The sequence below is a fragment of the Photobacterium sp. MCCC 1A19761 genome, from assembly GCF_037389125.1.
In the GTDB taxonomy this organism is placed as follows: domain Bacteria; phylum Pseudomonadota; class Gammaproteobacteria; order Enterobacterales; family Vibrionaceae; genus Photobacterium.
In genome coordinates, this window is the sequence record NZ_JAZGTF010000035.1 from 15,524 (window position 1) to 31,290 (window position 15,767).

Below are 15,767 nucleotides of genomic sequence, written 5' to 3' on the forward strand. Positions count from 1 at the left end.
CCCCGCTACTCAATCCCTGCGAAAGACAGTGCCGGAAAAAATGCGTTTTTTCTTAATATGCAACTAGATCAAATTAGATAAATAGGCAATAATGCAGCATTGTTATGCTATAGAAACAACCCGTTAACAGTCAGATCCGCTATCGGATCGCCGTACAGCCAGATCATAAGGAAGATCGACATGCTCCTGAAAGCGCATTTTCCCTCGGGAAGAACCATGACCTACCACCGCAACCTGCAAGCCCTGATGCAATCTTTTGATCAGGCCGGGATCACCTATGAGTTGATCACCGACCCCGCCACCCGCCTGCGCTCCAACCGCTAAGTCATTTTCCCGGCGACAGTCCTCTGTTTTCGCCATGTTCGTCAGCTTGCCGTGTCCGGCCGCAGGCATAGCCGTGTCTGCGGCACAGGTGCAAGCTGCATCTAGAGCACCAGTTGCCCGTAGCGGTTAAAGGCCAAACGGCTGATCAACGCCAACGCCGTCGCGACCGATAAGGTCGCGGCAATAAAGATCGCCACCATAATCACCAGTTGGTATTTCACTGCCAGTAACGGTGCCGTCCCGCCCAGAATTTGCCCGGTCATCATGCCCGGCAGGCTGACAATCCCCAGCGTGGTCATGGATGCCAACTGCGGTGCCAGCGCCGCTTTCACGGCCGTGCGAATAAACGGCTGAACCGGGTTGGGTGCCCCCAGCGCCAGGTAAAACTGATATTCATTTTGCTGCTCCTTCAGACCGCTGTACCAGCGCTCGATCGCCAGCACATTGGCCGTCAGGCAGTTGCCCAGCAACATCCCGGCGACCGGAATCATGTATTGTGCCTGCCACCAGGGCTCAGCCTGAATGACCCCGGCCAGCAAAGCCGGCAGGATCACCAGCAAAGCCACAATCTGCCCGGCCACGACGGCAGGCATCACTTGCTTTAAGCTGATTTCCGCCCGGCGACAGATGCTGAACCCTGCCACCAACACCATGACCGACAACCACACCAGGTTCAGCAGCGGGTTCTCGAACGCAAACAGGGTTTGTAAGTAAATCCCCACCACCGCCAGCTGCAAGGTCATTCGTAGCACTGCGGTCACCATGGTGCGGCCAAGCCCTAGTTGCCAGCGGGCAAACAGCAGCAAAGGTAACAAGAGCAGCAGGTAAAAGCCGCCCAGGGCAAGGTGGCTGATGTCCAGCGCATTATTCATGATCATTCTCCATCCGGTGCTGTACGTGCGCCTGCCGCAGCCAAATCGGATCGTGCGAGACCGACACGGCGGTCACCGATTGCGAAACCAGCAAATCGAGCACCCGATCCCGGCTGTCCGGATCCAGGGCAGAGGTTGGCTCATCGAGTAGCCACACGGGCCGCGCCATCAACAGCGCCCGGGCAAACGCCAGCCGCTGTTTTTCACCGCCGGACAATTTATCGACACCGCGATCCAGCGCATGCGACAGCCCGACTTGCGCCAGTGCCGCGACGCATCGTGCATCGTCCGGCGTGTCGGTCGTCATGGCTTTCAATTGCCACGGCAAACGGAGGACACCGGCAATGTCTGCGGCCCCCATCACCGGATGTTGCGGCAGATAACAGAACTGATGACGCCACCAGCCCAGCGCCGTCGCGTCGACCGTCCGGCCCTGCCAGGAAAAATGGCCATTCGCCGCGGGCTGCAGCCCGGCCAGCACTTGCAACAAGCTGGTTTTGCCGCACCCGGACGGCCCGCAAACCGCAAGATGCTGGCCCGGCAACAAGGTTCGGGTCAGATACGGCTGGCGTCGGCTTTCTTGTCCGGAAGCCAGTTCGTGTAATCTCAGCGCCCCCGGTGCCTCCGTCGGTTCTGGTTCTCCATCAGAAGCAATCGCGCCCGGTGAAATCGGGCTTCGGGGTTGCGGGTACTGCGCATGTCGCTGATTGGTCATCGGTGCTGTCCAAGCCATGGGTTTTAGTTCAGTCTATCGGGGGGCCGCGCCTGACTCAACTGGCTGAAAATTAAATTCAATCTTCAGTTCAATGATTAATTTCTGCACTGAGCGGCCATTTTCAGCCTTTCCGGCGCCGGGCGAGCATGTCAGCGCTTGGCTATTGAGAACAAACATATAAAATATCGGTAACACATCCGCCGTCGCGCACCCGAGCGCGTCAGAGGGTATTACGCACCGGATATCACCGGCGATCACGCTACTGCTCCGGACAAACAGGCCGGTACGACCACCGCGCCGACGCCGAGTAAGGAATCACCGCATGACATCAACGGCTCCCCGCCTGCAAATAACGCGTCGGCAAAATAACCGGCGCGCGCTCACCCGCTGGCTCGGGATCGGATTGCTTGCCTTCTGGCCTTGGCAGACAGTGGCTGAGCCGGTTGTTGCAGCGCCGGTTTCTGTGCCGGGATCTGTTACCGGTTCCGGTCCGGTGATCCGGGTTGGGGGCGATCATAACTACCCGCCTTATGAGTTTATCAATGAAGACGGCGAGCCGGATGGCTACAACACCGAGCTGACCCGGGCCATCGCCGAAGTCATGGGTTTCAAGGTGGACATTCAGCTCGGCGGCTGGGACGACATCCGCCGCCAGTTGGATCGTGGCGACATTGATATCGTCCAGGGGATGGTGCAATCCGCCGCCCGAACGGCGCACTATCGTTTCTCGCCGCCCCATGCCATCGTCCACCAGTCGGTCTTTGCCCGCAAGTACTCTCCGGCCATTGCCGGATTGAATGAGCTGGCCGGAAAATCGGTCATTGTCCAGAGCAGCGGCGCCATGCACGACTATCTGCGCCAGCAGCAACCCGACGCCAAGCTCATCCTGGTCGATTCCCATGCCGACGCCCTGCGACTGCTGGCCTCCGGGCAACATGACTACGCCCTGGTCGCCAACCTGCCTGGCCTGTATACCGGCAAAGCACTGGAGCTGTCGAACGTCATTCCGGTCGGCAAGCCGTTCGGTGCCCAGCACTATGGCTATGCAACCCTGAAAGGTCAGGAGGATTTGCTGGCCCAGTTCAGCGAAGGGCTGGCGATCCTCAAAAACACCGGGCGTCAGCAGGCCATTTATGACAAGTGGCTCGGCCCCATCGAAGCGCAGCGCTACAGCTGGAAACAACTGGGCGTGGCCGCGGCAATTGTGTCGGGCGTGCTGCTCTTGATCCTCGGTGGCATCATGATCTGGAACCGGGCCCTGAGCCGGGAGGTTGCCCGCCGTACCGAAACCCAACAATTGCAGCAGCAACAGCTGATCCAGGCCGACAAAATGACCTCGCTGGGGATCCTGGTCTCCGGGGTTGCCCATGAGATCAACAACCCCAGCAGCCTGCTGCTGCTCAATCTGCCGCTGGTCAAAGAGGCCTATCAGGACGCCGAAGATATCCTGGAGGCTCACTATCAGCAGCATGGCGACTTCAACCTCGGCGGCCTGCCGTACAGCCGGATGCGTGATGAAATTCCATGGATGCTCGATGATATGCTGGCCGGGACCCAGCGGATCCGCCGGATTGTCGATGACCTGCGTGATTTTGCCCGCCAGGAGCCGACCGTGCTGAACGACACCGTCGACCTCAATGCCGTGACCGCCACCGCGATCCGCCTGGTCGACCGCACCATCAGCCAATCCACCCGCCATTTCAGCGTCAGCTACGGCGAGCACCTGCCGGGCTTCGAAGGCAATGGCCAACGGATTGAGCAAGTGATTATCAACCTGATCATCAATGCCTGTCAGGCCCTCAAATCGCCGGAAGGAGCGATTCACATCGCCACCCACTATCGCCCGGCCGATCACCGGCTGATCCTCGAGGTTCGCGACGAAGGGGAAGGCATTGCGCCCGAGCACATGCCGCACCTGAGCGATCCCTTCTTTACCACCAAGCGGGAGCAGGGCGGCACCGGGCTGGGGCTGTCGGTTTCTTTCAGCATCGTGAAAGAGCACGGCGGCACCTTAGATTACGATTCAACTCAACACCAAGGCACCTGCGTGACCCTGACGCTACCGGCCTTGCAAGGAACCCACACAGCATGAATACCAATCGCTATCCCGCTTTCGGGGTGTTACTGGTCGACGACGAACCGGCTTTCCTGCGTAGCCTGAGCCTGATGCTGGAACGCCGGGGCGGGATCAACCACCTCTACACTTGCCAGGACAGCCGCGAAGCGATGTCGATCATCGCCCGGGAGCCCATCGGCCTGGTGCTGCTGGATCTGACCATGCCGCATCTCTCCGGGGAAGCACTGCTGCAACAAATCATCGAAGAGCATCCGGATGTCGGGGTGATCATTATCAGCGGACTGAACCAGGTGGAAACCGCGGTCCACTGTATCCGGCTCGGCGCGTATGACTACTTTGTCAAAACCACCGAGGAAAACCGGCTTGTCGAAGGGATCAAACGGGCCATCCTGATGCAGGAGATGCGCCAGGAAAACCATGCCATGCGCCAGCGCCTGATGAGCAATACCCTCGAGCGTCCGGATGCCTTTGCTGACATCATCACCCGCGACACCAGCATGCGCAGCGTGTTCCAGTACCTGGAGTCGGTGGCCCCGAGCAGTCAGCCGGTAATGATTTGCGGCGAGAGCGGGGTCGGCAAAGAGCTGATCGCCCGCGCGCTGCATACCCTGAGCGATCGCAGCGGCCCGCTGATCAGCGTCAATGTTGCCGGGCTCGATGACAATGTGTTTGCCGACACCCTGTTCGGCCACCACCGCGGCGCATTTACCGGGGCGGACACCAACCGGGCCGGGCTGATTGAGCAGGCCGCCGGCGGGACGCTGTTTTTGGATGAGATTGGCGATCTGAGTCAGGCGTCTCAGGTCAAACTGCTGCGCCTGATCCAAGAAGGGGAGTATTATCCGCTCGGCAGCGATCGGCCCAAGCAGCTCAAGGCGCGCATCGTGGTCGCCACCCACCAGGATCTGCCGCAAAAACAACAGGACGGCACCTTCCGCAAAGATCTGTATTACCGGCTGAAAACTCACCAGGTCGACATCCCGCCCCTGCGCCATCGCCGCCAGGATATTCCGTTGCTGCTGGAGCATTTCCTGCAGGAAGCTGCGGACGAGCTGGGCAAAACCAAACCGACCATTCCCAAAGAGCTGCCGGTGCTGCTGGCCAACTACGCCTTCCCCGGTAATATTCGCGAACTGCGGGCACTGGCCTATGACGCCATGAGCCAGCACCGCTCCCGTATGCTGTCGATGGACATTTTCCGCCGGGTGCTCGACGATTGTGCCCCGGCAAACGTGCCGGACGCTTCCGACACCGCCTCGCTGTTCGACCCGGCCATGCCGCTGCCGACGTTGCAGGAGATGAGCGATCTGCTGACCCGGGAAGCCATGCGCCGGGCCGAAGGGAACCAGTCCCTGGCCGCGAAGCTACTGGGGATCTCCCAGCCGGCCCTGAGCAAACGACTGAAAAAGACCCAGGGCGATTAATCCAACCCCTATAACCAAAGGAAAGGTTATAACTATGTAAATAGTTTATAAGGCTTTGTTTTATGAAGATAATGTGACAAACACCGCCTTTACCCATTCCTTTGGTTATACCCCTTTGTTACACCCCTTCTTCTGATAAATGCATTTTTATCTATTTAAAACAAACAGATACACTTTATTAACAGAGTGGCATCATCCTTGCTGTATTCCTGATTCTGACAGAGTGGGCAAACGCCCATCCTGACGTGTGAACCATAACAGTGAAACAGAAACGGGCGACCGCCCGATTTCTGTCAATGGAAAAGGAAAAAACATGGAACAAGCGATTGAACAACCAACCCCGAAAGGGTTTTGGGGCGGTCTCGCCTTATGGAAGAAAATCCTGATCGGGATGATCCTGGGGGTTATCGCGGGGAGTGTGCTCGGCCCGGATGCAGAAATGCTCAAGCCAATCGGCACCCTGTTTATCAATGCGATCAAAATGCTGATCGTCCCGTTGGTCTTCTGCTCTCTGGTGGTTGGCGTCACCTCCATGCAGGATACCCGTAAAATGGGCCGTATCGGGGTGAAAGCCGTCATTATCTACCTGTCGACTACGGCCGTTGCGATCAGCATCGGTTTGGGCCTGTCCCACCTGCTGCAACCCGGTGCCGGTCTGGCGATGACCGCTTCCGCTGCTGCCGGGGACGCGAAAGACGCGCCGACTCTGGTTCAGACACTGCTCAATTTGATCCCGAACAACCCTATCAGTGCCATGGCCGCCGGTAACATTCTGCAAATCATCGTCTTCGCGCTGGGTCTGGGTGTGGCCCTGAATCTGTGCGGTGAAAAAGGCAAGCCTGCGGTTCAGGTATTTGAGAGCCTGGCAGAAGCCATGTACAAACTGACCGAGCTGGTGATGAAGCTGGCACCGTACGGTATCTTCGGCCTGATGGCCTGGGTCGCCGGCAAATACGGTCTGGAGATTCTGCTGCCGCTGTTCAAAGTGATTGGCGTTGCCTACCTCGGCAGTGTACTGCACGTGCTCGGCTTCTATTCTGTAGTGATTAAATTCATCGGCCGCCTCAGCCCGATGCCTTACATCAAAGGCATGGTGACCCCGGCAGCTGTTGCCTTCACCACCACCAGCAGCTCCGGTACGCTGCCAGCGACGATTAAGTGCGCCCGCGAAGAGATGGGCGTGTCGAAAGGCGTGTCGAGCTTCGTCCTGCCGCTGGGCGCCACCATCAACATGGACGGCACTGCCCTGTATCAGGGGGTTGCGGCACTGTTCGTGGCCCAGGCTTTCGGCATTGACCTGTCTTTTGCTGATTACATCACCATTGTGATGACCGCGACCCTGGCTTCCATCGGCACCGCCGGTGTACCGGGTGCTGGCCTGATCATGCTGTCGTTGGTACTGACCACGGTTGGCCTGCCGATGGAAGGCCTGGCGATCATTGCCGGGATCGACCGGATTCTGGATATGGCACGGACCAGCGTGAACGTGTGTGGCGACCTGATGGTTGCGATTCTGGTTGGCCGCAGCGAAGGCGAGCTGGATACCGACGTGTACAACAGTAAAGAGGGGCACAGCACCGCCAGCACCAACGACGGGATCGTGACCGCCCGTCAGGAAACGGCGTAAGCCTTCACGGCATCGCAGGCAATCTGCCTGTTCATTCAGGGGCGCCGAATCCGGCGCGCTCTGATCAAGGCCAGCCCATCCGGCTGGCCTTGTTGTTTTTCCCACCCAACCGATCATGCCCGCCGCTTTCCCTTCAAAAAAACCGACAATTTTTACACGTTTCTGTCACAAGTAGCGTGAGTTCACAAAATCATAAGATTTCCGCCCTCAATAAAGAGCAGCACCAGTGCCGCCTTCACCAGCCCAATCGGATTTTTTGGCTTTTTTCCATGCAGTTATGAATAATTCCGCAGCAAAAATGCAAAATAATCCCATCGGGAGAAAAACGGGCAACACAACTATAAAATGATACTTTTTGCAATTGGTCAGGCTATGCATTAATTGCATTGTTGCTTACTTTTAGGCATTTCACTTTGATTTGCAAAAAGAACATTGTATTCCGGTCTTTTCTACTACGAGTCTAAGGTGACCGCCATGCACGATACTGCCAAACAGGTACGGATTGAAGAAGATCTGCTGGGCCAGCGTGAAATTCCGGCTTCTGCCTACTACGGCATTCATTCCCTGCGCGCATTTGAGAACTTCAACATCTCTGCCGTGCGTATTTCTGATGTTCCTGAGTTTGTTCGCGGTATGGTCTACACCAAAAAAGCCGCTGCCAAAGCCAACATGGAACTGGGGGCGATCCCCTCTGAAGTCGGCCAGTACATTATCCAGGCATGTGACTTGATCCTGGACACCGGAAAATGCATGGATCAGTTCATCTCTGATGTCTACCAGGGCGGTGCAGGCACCTCGGTGAACATGAATGCCAACGAGGTCATTGCCAACGTTGCACTGGAGCTGAAAGGTCACGAGAAAGGCGAATACCACATCATCAACCCGAACGATCATGTGAACAAGAGCCAGTCGACCAACTGTGCCTACCCAACCGGTTTCCGTGTTGCGGTTTACAACAGCATCATCAAGATGATCGGCTCCATTGAGCACCTGCAGGCGGCCTTCGATGCCAAGAGCGACGAGTTCAGCGACGTGCTGAAAATGGGTCGTACCCAGTTGCAGGATGCTGTGCCAATGACTGTCGGTCAGGAATTCCACGCATTCAGCGTGCTGCTGAAAGAAGAAATCAAGAACCTGAAATACGCCGCGGCCCTGCTGCTGGAAGTGAACCTGGGCGCAACCGCGATCGGGACCGGCCTGAATGCGCCGGCAGGCTACCAGGAACTGGCCGTGAAATATCTGGCAGAAGTAACCGGCTTGGACTGCGTGCCTTCTGAAGACCTGATTGAAGCGACCTCTGACTGTGGCGCCTATGTCACCGTTCACGCTGCGCTGAAGCGTCTGGCCGTGAAACTGTCGAAAGTTTGTAACGACCTGCGTCTGCTATCTTCTGGTCCGCGTGCGGGTCTGAACGAAATCAACCTACCGGAAATGCAGGCGGGCTCTTCCATCATGCCGGCTAAAGTCAACCCGGTGATCCCGGAAGTGGTCAACCAGGTGTGCTTTAAAGTGATCGGGAATGACACCACCGTCACTTTCGCGGCAGAAGCCGGTCAGCTACAGCTGAACGTGATGGAGCCGGTGATTGGTCAGGCGATTTTCGAATCCATTGAGCTACTGGGCAATGCCTGTGTCAATCTGGCGGACAAATGTATCTCCGGGATCACGGTGAACCGCGAGATCTGCGAAAACTTCGTCTTCAACTCGATCGGGATTGTCACCTATCTGAACCCGTACATCGGTCACCATGAAGGCGACATCGTCGGGAAGATTTGTGCTGAAACCGGTCGCAGCGTGAAGGAAGTCGCCATGGAGCGCGGCCTGCTGGGCGAAGAAGAGCTGAACGAAATCTTCTCGACCCAGAACCTGATGCGTCCGCAATACAAAGCCAAGCTGTATAACTAAGGTTGTACAAAGGCGTCTCGCGTCGCCCTTGGCAGGGCGACACCCCAAACAACAAAGGGCTGGATGATCCAGCCCTTTGCATTATACCAATCGCAGAAAATAACGAGTCAAACGTGGGCGCGACATCATTTGTCGGCTCGGTCCGGTTCAGCCACTCCCCATGCTTTACAGCCCGTTCGTCAGACCATCAATCGGACTCATCTTGCTCAGCGACTGCCAGATGGCCTCACAGGAGGCATGCAACCGGGAGTGGTAACGGTAAACATACAAGTCCAGCGGCACCGGCTCTCGGGCCGTCAGAATTTGCAGCTTTCCGGCAGCCAGCTCATCTTTAATCGCATAATCCGGCAGCCAGCTGATCCCCTTGCCCTGCATCACCAACGCCTTGATGAAATCGGTCATTGATGAAGTGCACACCGTATTGGGCGTCAATTTCCGGTTGGCCCGGTGCAGCGCCCGGCCCATATAACTTTCCGCCGTGTAGTCCAGGCTCGGCACCGTATCGTTATGCTCAAGGTCAAACAGCGGCTCTCCCTGCGCATCCACTGCCGAGACGCAGTACAGATAGCTACGCCCCAGGTATATCGAGCGATAAGGGGCGACTTGCAGCCGATCTTCATAGAAAGAAAACAGGAAATCACACTTGCCGTCGATCAGCAGCTCCACGGCCTCGTCCACTTCGTTGGCCACCACGGAAAGCTGGGCATTGAGCGCCGGATTAAACAAGCAACTGTGCAATTTAGGCAAGATACTGATGGCCATGGAGTGGGCCGCACTGATCCGCACACTGTGCCGACCATGGAACGAGCTGCCGGCCAGACGGCTAACTTCCTCATCCAGCTGTTGCAGGATCGACTGCGCGGTGGTCTTGAACTGCTTGCCGCTCAGGGTCAAGGCGATCGGCGTTTTGCTGCGATCAATCAACTCCAGCCCGAGTTCAGTCTCCAGCGATTTAATCCGGCGGCTGAAGGCCGGCTGGGTCACATTCCGCACTGCCGCGGCCTGGGAAAAGTTCTTCAGTTCAGCCAGGATCAGGAAATCCTTCAACCATTTCGTTTCGATGTTATTCATTATGGTTCTACATCAGCCAATCGAATCAATGACGATCTCAAGTCAAGCAGGCGATGCTTCCGATCCGGCATCAACCTGCGCTACGGGTGGCCATAACGGGCCGGACCGTGTTCACGTTTAAAAATAAAAAAGCTTCATTGATGATCCCCGACAGCGCCGCCAAATCCGCAATGAAGCCGGTTCGCATTATCGCGCCAAGGCATCGGCAAGGCAATTGTCCCCGGTGAAGTTTTGGTAAAAGTCCACCGGGGCTGAGCGCCGATTTTTCACATCGCACGGCAACGCAACACAGCGGAATTGATTCGGCGTTTTGCCGCTCTTTTTAGGTCGAGTAAGCCAGCGATGCGAATCAGTTACGCGCGCCGGTGACGCAAGTCAATACGGCTCACCCGTCACACAACCAACCACTCAAACTAATCACTCTATCAGCGACTCAAATCAAGAATGCAGCACAGACCCATTTCAGGATCGTTTCGGGATCATTTCGCGCCTGTTAAATAGAAATCCGGGCCGCCATTTCCAGCCAGATTTCAAATATGAAAACAAAACTTATGATTTTTTGGAAATAATCGCTTCTGGCTATATTTATAAAATAATCATTAACTATGATGGCACTGGATTATTTATTTTTAACACAGACAAAAACACGGAAAACAAAACCATCTCATTGATTACAAACAGGTAAATTATATTTAACGAATGCGAATAATTTAGTTTTCAACCGTTTCAGTCACCAGAAAGCCAACCCCGGGATAAAATATCAATTTTTCATGTAGTGCAATTTATTTTTCACGATCCGATGCCAAGTTGCTCCCAATCCGGTGAATAATTGTAACTATTATCAAAATCCACCATAATAAGCCCCTTATTCAGCGTCATCGCTTCGCTACGCACTTAAGGTTGTAGTTAATGGAACAGAAAGTATTAGTCGTGGAAGACAGCCGGGCCTTTCGACGTATTATCGAACTGGAGCTCAGAAAGGCTGGTTTTACCCCCGTCCTGACAGAAAGTATAGCGGAAGCAGAAAAAGTGCTGGATGAGGGAACTGACTTTTTGTGTGCCATTCTCGACTATTGCCTGCCGGACGGCCAGGATGGCGAAATCATCGATCTTTGCCTGTCCGTCAATATCAAGGTCATTGTTCTCACCGCCCTGATGGATGAAATGACCCGGGAAAAAGTGCTGGCCAAAACGGTCATCGACTACATTCCCAAAGACAGCCCGGCCTGTATTTCCTCCATCATTCCAATCCTGCACCGTCTGGAGAATAACAAACTACACAAAGTTCTGGTCGTAGATGATTCAGCCACCGCCCGTCGCTATCTGCGCAGCCTGCTGGAGCGCCAATACCTGACGGTGGTTGAAGCGGCCAACGGCGAGCAGGCGCTGGCCATGATCCAGCAAGAACCGGATATCAGCCTGGTGATCACCGACTATGCCATGCCCGAGCGCGACGGTGTCAGTTTGATCAAGGAACTGCGCAAAACCTACCGCACCGGACAACTGGCCGCCATCGGCCTGTCAGCCAGCGACGAACCTGCCCTGACCGCCAAGTTCCTGAAAGCCGGTGCAAACGACTATCTCAAGAAACCCTTCAACCAGGAAGAATTCTACTGCCGTTTGCACAGCACTCTGGACATCCTAGACTCTGAGCGCCGCCTGTACCGGTTGGCCAACCAGGATTATCTGACCCAGAGCTGGAACCGGCGTTATTTCTTCGAGCACGCCCTGGTGCGCCATCATCAGGGACCGCGCTGCCTGGCCCTGCTGGATATTGATCACTTCAAAGCCATCAATGACAGCTTCGGTCACCATATCGGGGATATGGTGCTGATTGACCTGGCCCAACGCCTGAAGCGCTTCTTCTCTGACGCCCTGGTCGCCCGCTTCGGGGGCGAGGAGTTTTGTCTGCTGTTCGGCAATTCACCGCAAATCTTCGAGCGCCGCCTGGCCGCTTTAATGGAGGATGTCGCCGATGCCGAGCTGGAGCTAATGGGCCATACCGTGCGCTACTCCGTCAGCCTGGGCATGGTCAATGCCGAGGCCAATATCCATGAGTTGATCCGCCGCGCCGACCACTGCCTGTATCAGGCCAAATCCAGCGGGCGCAACCGCATCGTCCTCGAACACCCGCAAGCGGTGCCCAGCCTCTGATCGCGGTGCTCCCGTCAACGCCTGCCGGCAGTTCCCCCTGCCGGTTCGAGGCAAATTTGCCCCTGTTCCACCGCCCGAAACAGCGATTTCCACGTCATTAGCTACACTTCAAACTAACCCGTCGTCCACGGATACCCCGTTGGAAGCTTCCCCATAGGGGTCAGTAGAAGAGGCAAGAGATGGCAGAGGTCCCCGGCCCGCAGCAGCCCCGCTCTCCAAAGCCAACATCGGCATCAGGCCCCGTTCAGGCCCGCGACGTGCTGTTGCTGATCCGCACGCTGGCTGAGGAAATGCGCCAGCAACCCCTGATGGACGATGAGCTGACGCTGAAGACCCAACTGGACCAAGAGCTGGGATTTGACAGCCTGACGCGGGCCGAGCTGATCCAGCGCAGTGAGCAGCAATTTGCCGTCAACCTGCCGACCCAGGCCATCGCCGAGATCGAAACTCCCGCCGACCTGCTGCGCACCATTCAGCACGCAGCGCCGCAGGACGCCGGAGCGGTGCAGGATTCCTCCCGCCTCACCCAGCCGTTCGAGCTGGGCCATGTCGCCTCACTGCCCCACCGGGCTGCCACCCTGCAAGCCATGCTGGACTGGCACGTCGACCAACACCCGGACCGGCCGCAACTGTATGTCTACCAGGATGCCGACCAGATTGTCGAAATCAGCTACCAGCAGCTCCGGCAACGGGCCCGTCACGTGGCCAGGGCCCTGCAAGCGCGGGAGATCGCCCCGGGGGATTGCGTCGCCATCATGCTGCCGACCTGTGAAGATTACTTTTACAGCTTTTTCGGGATTCTCTATGCCCGGGCGATCCCGGTGCCGATCTATCCTCCGGCCCGGCTCAGCCAAATCGAAGATCACCTCAAGCGCCATGCCGCGATCTTGAACAATGCGCGGGCCAAACTGATGATCACGGTGCCCGAAGCCAAACCGCTGTCACAGCTGCTGCGGCTCCAGGTGCCCAGCATTCAGGCCGTCGTCACTCATACCGATCTTCGTCAGAGCGCAGCGAAAGGCGCCGATATCGGCGATGCCCGAACGGATGACGTCGCTTTTTTGCAATATACCTCCGGCAGTACCGGGCTGCCCAAAGGGGTGACCCTGACCCATGCCAATCTGCTGGCCAATATCCGTGCCATGGGTCGCGTGGTCCAGGCCAGCTCCGATGACGTGTTTGTCAGCTGGTTACCGGTCTATCACGATATGGGATTAATCGGTGCCTGGCTGGGCAGCCTGTATCACGCGATCCCGCTGGTGATCATGTCCCCCTTGCTGTTTCTGTCCCGTCCGCAACGGTGGCTGTGGGCGATCCACCGCCATCGGGCCACCCTGTCGGCCGCCCCCAACTTTGCCTACGAGCTGTGCCTCAACAAAATCGACGACAGCGCGCTGGCCGGGCTGGATCTCAGCCACTGGCGGCTGGCCTGGAACGGCGCGGAGCCGGTCAGCCCGGCGACCATGCGGCGTTTCACCGAACGCTTCGCGCCTTACGGTTTTCGCCCGCAAACCATGTCACCAGTGTACGGCCTGGCGGAATCTTCGGTTGGCCTGACGTTTCCGTCCCTGTCCCGAACCCCGCGTATCGAGCGGATCAAGCGTGATCCCATGACCCGACTCGGGCGAGCCGAGCCCGCCGCGCCCGATGATCCGACTGCGATCCAGGTGGTCGGGCTGGGCTACCCGCTGCCCGGCCATCAGATCCGGATCATCGACGCGCTGGGCCGCGAGCTGCCGGATCGGGAAGAAGGCGAGCTGGAATTCAAAGGGCCGTCTGCCACCCAGGGCTATTACCGCGATCCGGACAAAACCCAAGCCCTGTATCACGGCGACTGGCTGACCACCGGCGATCGCGCCTTTACCATCGGTGGCGAGCTGTTTCTGACCGGGCGCAGCAAAGACATCATTATCCGCGCCGGACGAAATATCTATCCCCATGAGCTGGAAGAAGCCGTGTGCCGGCTGCCGAACATTCGCAAAGGCTGCGCTGCTGCCTTTGCCAGCCACGATCCCCAGAGCGGCACCGAGAAGCTGGTGATCCTGGCAGAATCCCGTCAGCATGCCCCGGCGCAGACCGAGTCGCTCCGACAGCAAATCAACACCCTGGCAATGGATTTACTCGGCAGCCCGGCCGATGATGTGGTGATCTGCCCGCCGCATACCATCCCCAAAACCTCCAGCGGCAAACTCCGCCGGGCCGCCTGCAAATCCCTGTATGAAACCCAACGCCTTCACGAGTCGCAACGGGCCGTCTGGCAACAGGCACTGCGCTTAATCCGAGCGTCGATGCTGCCCCAGCTCCGCCGTGCCTGGCGGATCAGTACCGATATTGCCTATGCCAGTTACCTCTGGGGACTGCTGGCCGTGCTGGCCCCCATGGTCTGGACAACGGTTGCCCTCCTGCCCAACCCGAAAAGCGCCTGGGCCGTGACCCGTTTCGGGGCCAGAGCCCTGCTGCGACTCAGTGGCACACGCCTGACCCTTGATGGCCGGGAACACTTGCCCGGCCCCGGCACACCCTGCGTCATCGTTGCCAACCACGCCAGTTATCTCGACGGCCTGGCGTTTATCGCGGCCTGTCCGCAACCCTGCCGCTTTGTCGCCAAAGCTGAGCTGCGCAACAACCCGCTGACCCGGATTTTTCTCTCCCGGCTCGGCACCGAGTTCGTCGAGCGCTTTGACGTCGAGCAGGGGCTCGTGGATGCCGGCCGTATCGCCGACAGCGCAACCGAGCAGCAACCGCTGGTGGTCTTCCCGGAAGGCACCCTCTACAGAATGGCCGGGCTGCATGAATTTCATATGGGGGCGTTTCTTGCCGCGGCCAAAGCCGGATTACCGATCCTGCCGGTCACGCTCTGCGGCACCCGCTCAAAATTGCGGGATAAATCCCTGTTCCCGCGCCGGGGGCCAATCCACCTGCAATTCAGTCCGCTCATCCCCCCGAACGGGACGGACTGGCAGGCCGCCGTGCAACTGCGCGACCAGGCCCGGGCCGAGATCCTGCGTCATTGCGGCGAGCCGGATCTGGCCCATAGCCCCAAAAACCATCCGTCCCGCCCGGATCCCGACTCCCGTTAAACCCGTCGAATAAAGTCTCATAAAATTGAATAAATTCAACCCATTAGTAACACTCTACCCCCGTATTCTCCGGCTTTAGCCCAACACGTCAACGATATGCCAAACGCGAAAATCGCGGCAAAAATGACCAAGATCAATGCAGAAATAACGCAAATCCCGAGTCTATAGAGACGCATTGATGCCACCGCGATGCCACCGAGCCTCGGTATACCATCAAGCGTGAAGTAGATAACTATTCAAGGAGAGTGAAAATGCTATGTCCTGATTGTAAGCAACCCATGCTCAAATCGGCCGATCACAGCAACCACTGTATGAATCTCAACTGTCCACCGAGTCGCACCCATTGCCCGGCCTGCCAGTCGGATAACACGCAGCAGACGGGGAAAAGCCTCACCGAGGCCCAACTGAGCTGCAACCAGTGCAACACCCGCTGGACCATTTCACGGATTGAAAAAACCTGATCGCCGCCGGGTTCGAGACAGGCGAGCCCGGCACCCCGATCACAATCCCCCCCCCCC

Annotated in this window: 12 protein-coding genes; 7 read left to right on the plus strand and 5 right to left on the minus strand. The window is 57.4% G+C overall.

The window, feature by feature from the left end; genetic code table 11:
* Positions 1-180 precede the first annotated feature (180 nt).
* On the plus strand, positions 181-324 hold the full coding sequence (locus tag VV869_RS21495; protein ID WP_337736993.1) for a hypothetical protein: 144 nt from the start codon (positions 181-183) through the stop codon (positions 322-324).
* A 101-nt stretch (positions 325-425) separates the two neighbouring features.
* Here the strand turns inward: VV869_RS21495 and VV869_RS21500 are convergent, their stop codons facing one another.
* On the minus strand, positions 426-1,196 hold the full coding sequence (locus VV869_RS21500) for an ABC transporter permease (protein ID WP_337736994.1): 771 nt from the start codon (positions 1,194-1,196) through the stop codon (positions 426-428).
* The gene (locus VV869_RS21505; protein ID WP_337736995.1) at positions 1,189-1,929 is read right to left on the minus strand and encodes an ABC transporter ATP-binding protein; all 741 of its coding nucleotides are present in this window, start codon (positions 1,927-1,929) and stop codon (positions 1,189-1,191) included. Before VV869_RS21505 ends, VV869_RS21500 begins: the two co-directional genes overlap by 8 nt.
* A gap of 304 nt (positions 1,930-2,233) precedes the next feature.
* On the opposite strand from VV869_RS21505, the gene VV869_RS21510 reads away from it, so the two are divergent.
* The 3 genes from VV869_RS21510 to VV869_RS21520 all read left to right on the plus strand — a co-directional run bounded on the left by VV869_RS21510 (position 2,234) and on the right by VV869_RS21520 (position 7,039).
* Positions 2,234-4,003 carry a transporter substrate-binding domain-containing protein gene (locus VV869_RS21510; protein ID WP_337736996.1) on the plus strand — a complete coding sequence of 590 codons (1,770 nt, stop codon included), beginning with the start codon at positions 2,234-2,236 and terminating at the stop codon, positions 4,001-4,003.
* Entirely contained in the window at positions 4,000-5,412 is a 1,413-nt protein-coding gene (locus VV869_RS21515; protein ID WP_337736997.1) for a sigma-54-dependent transcriptional regulator, read from the plus strand. The genes VV869_RS21510 and VV869_RS21515 overlap by 4 nt, the downstream gene beginning before the upstream one ends.
* Before the next feature lie 313 nt (positions 5,413-5,725).
* The gene (locus VV869_RS21520) at positions 5,726-7,039 is read left to right on the plus strand and encodes a dicarboxylate/amino acid:cation symporter (RefSeq protein ID WP_337736998.1); all 1,314 of its coding nucleotides are present in this window, start codon (positions 5,726-5,728) and stop codon (positions 7,037-7,039) included.
* Positions 7,040-7,246: 207 nt separating this feature from the next.
* On the opposite strand, the gene VV869_RS21525 is transcribed toward VV869_RS21520, so the two are convergent.
* Positions 7,247-7,426, minus strand: a complete 180-nt coding sequence (locus VV869_RS21525) for a hypothetical protein (RefSeq protein ID WP_337736999.1) — start codon at positions 7,424-7,426, stop codon at positions 7,247-7,249.
* Positions 7,427-7,513: 87 nt separating this feature from the next.
* On the opposite strand from VV869_RS21525, the gene aspA reads away from it, so the two are divergent.
* Entirely contained in the window at positions 7,514-8,944 is a 1,431-nt protein-coding gene (gene aspA / locus VV869_RS21530; protein WP_337737000.1) for an aspartate ammonia-lyase, read from the plus strand.
* A 165-nt stretch (positions 8,945-9,109) separates the two neighbouring features.
* Here aspA and VV869_RS21535 read toward each other — a convergent pair whose 3' ends face one another.
* The gene (locus VV869_RS21535; RefSeq protein ID WP_337737001.1) at positions 9,110-10,015 is read right to left on the minus strand and encodes a LysR substrate-binding domain-containing protein; all 906 of its coding nucleotides are present in this window, start codon (positions 10,013-10,015) and stop codon (positions 9,110-9,112) included.
* A gap of 909 nt (positions 10,016-10,924) precedes the next feature.
* Between VV869_RS21535 and VV869_RS21540 the strand changes: the two genes are divergently transcribed.
* Both VV869_RS21540 and VV869_RS21545 read left to right on the plus strand, forming a co-directional pair.
* Positions 10,925-12,169, plus strand: a complete 1,245-nt coding sequence (locus VV869_RS21540) for a response regulator (RefSeq protein WP_337737002.1) — start codon at positions 10,925-10,927, stop codon at positions 12,167-12,169.
* A 179-nt stretch (positions 12,170-12,348) separates the two neighbouring features.
* The gene (locus VV869_RS21545) at positions 12,349-15,249 is read left to right on the plus strand and encodes an AMP-binding protein (RefSeq protein ID WP_337737003.1); all 2,901 of its coding nucleotides are present in this window, start codon (positions 12,349-12,351) and stop codon (positions 15,247-15,249) included.
* A gap of 295 nt (positions 15,250-15,544) precedes the next feature.
* On the opposite strand, the gene VV869_RS21550 is transcribed toward VV869_RS21545, so the two are convergent.
* The coding region (locus VV869_RS21550; protein ID WP_337737005.1) for a hypothetical protein at positions 15,545-15,767 on the minus strand (223 nt) is incomplete at its 5' end.

Excerpts from the sequence above, each read along its gene's own strand:
- VV869_RS21540 (WP_337737002.1), top strand. The coding sequence starts at position 10,925 with ATGGAACAGAAAGTATTAGTCGTGGAAGACAGCCGGGCCTTTCGACGT.
- VV869_RS21520 (WP_337736998.1), top strand. The coding sequence starts at position 5,726 with ATGGAACAAGCGATTGAACAACCAACCCCGAAAGGGTTTTGGGGCGGT.
- VV869_RS21505 (WP_337736995.1), bottom strand. The coding sequence starts at position 1,929 with ATGGCTTGGACAGCACCGATGACCAATCAGCGACATGCGCAGTACCCG.
- VV869_RS21510 (WP_337736996.1), top strand. The coding sequence starts at position 2,234 with ATGACATCAACGGCTCCCCGCCTGCAAATAACGCGTCGGCAAAATAAC.
- VV869_RS21525 (WP_337736999.1), bottom strand. The coding sequence starts at position 7,426 with ATGCAATTAATGCATAGCCTGACCAATTGCAAAAAGTATCATTTTATA.
- aspA (WP_337737000.1), top strand. The coding sequence starts at position 7,514 with ATGCACGATACTGCCAAACAGGTACGGATTGAAGAAGATCTGCTGGGC.
- VV869_RS21545 (WP_337737003.1), top strand. The coding sequence starts at position 12,349 with ATGGCAGAGGTCCCCGGCCCGCAGCAGCCCCGCTCTCCAAAGCCAACA.
- VV869_RS21535 (WP_337737001.1), bottom strand. The coding sequence starts at position 10,015 with ATGAATAACATCGAAACGAAATGGTTGAAGGATTTCCTGATCCTGGCT.
- VV869_RS21495 (WP_337736993.1), top strand. The coding sequence starts at position 181 with ATGCTCCTGAAAGCGCATTTTCCCTCGGGAAGAACCATGACCTACCAC.
- VV869_RS21500 (WP_337736994.1), bottom strand. The coding sequence starts at position 1,196 with ATGAATAATGCGCTGGACATCAGCCACCTTGCCCTGGGCGGCTTTTAC.
- VV869_RS21515 (WP_337736997.1), top strand. The coding sequence starts at position 4,000 with ATGAATACCAATCGCTATCCCGCTTTCGGGGTGTTACTGGTCGACGAC.